The organism is Campylobacter concisus, from assembly GCF_902460595.1.
GTDB classification, from domain to species: Bacteria; Campylobacterota; Campylobacteria; order Campylobacterales; family Campylobacteraceae; genus Campylobacter_A; species Campylobacter_A concisus_BL.
Map to the genome: position 1 here is coordinate 163528 of NZ_CABPVA010000004.1, position 2343 is coordinate 165870.

A 2343-nucleotide genomic window follows, 5' to 3' on the forward strand; every position below is an offset into this window, starting at 1 on the left:
GAGAAGAACCAAATTTTGGAAAAAGATGTAGGTGGGCTACAAGAAATTTATTCTTATTGAAAGTTAATATCAAATAAATATTTTCATTTACTTAAAGAAAAAATTTATATTTTTTTGGATAGTATTCGTCTAAAATTTTCGTAAAAATTTACGATATATTGATAAATTCAGGAGGAAATTTTGGCTGAAGTTAAGAAGAAATTTTTTGTTTGGTCATCTGTGATAATAGGCATCGTAATCGGCCTTATCGCTTCTATGGGCATAGCTGATGCACTTCATGCGACTGGTAGCGGCTACATCTGTACCATTTGTCACACGATGGATCCTATGAATGCTGCATATCATGAAGATGTACACGGCGGCAATAACAAGCTTGGCATAAAAGCTGAATGTTCAGCCTGTCACCTAAACCATACAAGTGCCTATACCTATGTACTTACAAAACTTAAAGTATCGATAAATGATGGCTATAAGACATTTTTTACAGATACAGACAAGATCGACTGGCGTAAAAAACGCGAGCATGCATCTCACTTTGTCTATGATAGTGGATGTTTAACCTGCCACTCAAATTTAAAAAATGTTATTCAAGCTGGTAAATCATTCTTGCCACATAGAGATTATTTCGTTCTTGGAAATCCTAATAAAAAATCATGTGTTGATTGCCACGAGCACGTTGGTCACAAGAATTTAGGACTACAAATCGATAAATTTGAAGCAATTAAAAAACAAGAAAACAATAAAACCAAGTAAGGAGGAGAGATGTTTAAAAAGTCGCTAATGTTATTAGCCTGTCTAATGTCTTTTGGCTTTGCCGCAAACATGGATGCAAATAAATCTGACGCTTTAAACCTTAATGTTGTAAAAAACATTAAAGTTGCTCACAAAATGTCAGATTTATCAAAAAGCTGTGTTGAGTGCCATGCTAAAGAGACACCCGGCATAGTTGCCGATTGGAAAAATAGTCGCCACGCTCACGTTGGCGTAAGTTGTATGGATTGCCACTCTGTAAATGCAGATAATCCTATGGCTTCAGTTAAGGTGCATCCAAAAGATTCTAACAACCATGTTTCAATGCTAGTTAGCCCAAAAACTTGTGCTAAGTGCCACGAAAACGAAGTTGATGAACTAGTAAAGAGCGGTCACGCAAGAGCTGCTATGCAAATGTATGCTAATCCTGCAATGGTGAAACTAATGTATCACTATGAGGGAGCAGATCATCCTGACTTTAAAATGGCTCCAGATGCCACTGGTTGTTCTCAGTGCCACGGAACCGTCATCAAACTAGACGCTGATCACAAACCTACAAAAGAGACTTGGCCAAACTATGGTATAGGCAATGTTTATCCAGATGGTGGCGTAGGTAACTGTAAATCATGTCACAGCGCGCACACATTTAGCGTAGCTGAAGCTAGAAAACCAGCTGCTTGTGCATCTTGCCACCTTGGACCTGATCACCCAGATATTGAGATCTTTAACAACTCAATGCACGGACATATCTATAACAGTGAAGCTCACAAATGGAACTTTGATGCTGCTCCTGATACATGGGATGTACCAGACTTTAGAGCTCCAACTTGTGCAGCTTGCCACATGAGTGGTGTTGGTGAAACAACAACAACTCACAACGTTTCAAGAAGACTAAAATGGAACCTATGGGGCATCAGCAGTAAGCTAAGAACAGCTGGTGATGAACAAGCTGCTGCTATTTACGAAAAAACTGGCAAACTAAACATAGGAACACCTCTAGCAGGTCACCCAAGTGGCGATCCTGAAAAAGCACGTGCTGAGATGAAACTAGTTTGTAAAGCTTGCCACTCTACAACTCACACAGATAACTTCTTCATTATGGGTGATAAACAAGTAGAGCTTTATAACGTTTATAGCGCTGAAGCAACTAAGATGCTTGAAGAGTTGAAAGCTAAAAACCTACTACTAGAAGATGCTTGGTCAGATGAATTCCAAGATGTCTATTATCATATGTGGCACCATGAAGGTCGTCGTATGAGACAAGGCGCTCTAATGGGTGGCCCTGACTACTCACACTGGCATGGTGTATTCGAAGTTAAAAATGATATAAGAAAACTTCGCAAAATCTATAAAGAAAGAATTGAATCTGGCAAAGTCCAGTAATCTTTTTTAAGGTGGGAGTTTTCCCACCTTTTTATTTTTAAATTCCAAATTTTATCTTTTAGTTATTATCCTAAGGCAAATATCTTTTAATAATTATTTTTGTAAATTTAAATTATAAAATCATACGGTTTAGCACTACAAATTGTTCTAAATAATTAATAAAAACTATAATGTAAATTTAAAAATATAAAATATAATCTTTGTTTTCAA

General features: G+C 37.0%; 2 protein-coding genes. Both read left to right on the forward strand.

The features are described from left to right. Positions 1-180 precede the first annotated feature (180 nt). On the forward strand, positions 181-753 hold the full coding sequence (locus F3G86_RS07880) for a cytochrome c3 family protein (protein WP_009294580.1): 573 nt from the start codon (positions 181-183) through the stop codon (positions 751-753). A gap of 9 nt (positions 754-762) precedes the next feature. After that, on the forward strand, positions 763-2133 hold the full coding sequence (locus tag F3G86_RS07885; RefSeq protein WP_103601735.1) for a multiheme c-type cytochrome: 1371 nt from the start codon (positions 763-765) through the stop codon (positions 2131-2133). The last annotated feature ends 210 nt before the right edge of the window (positions 2134-2343 follow it).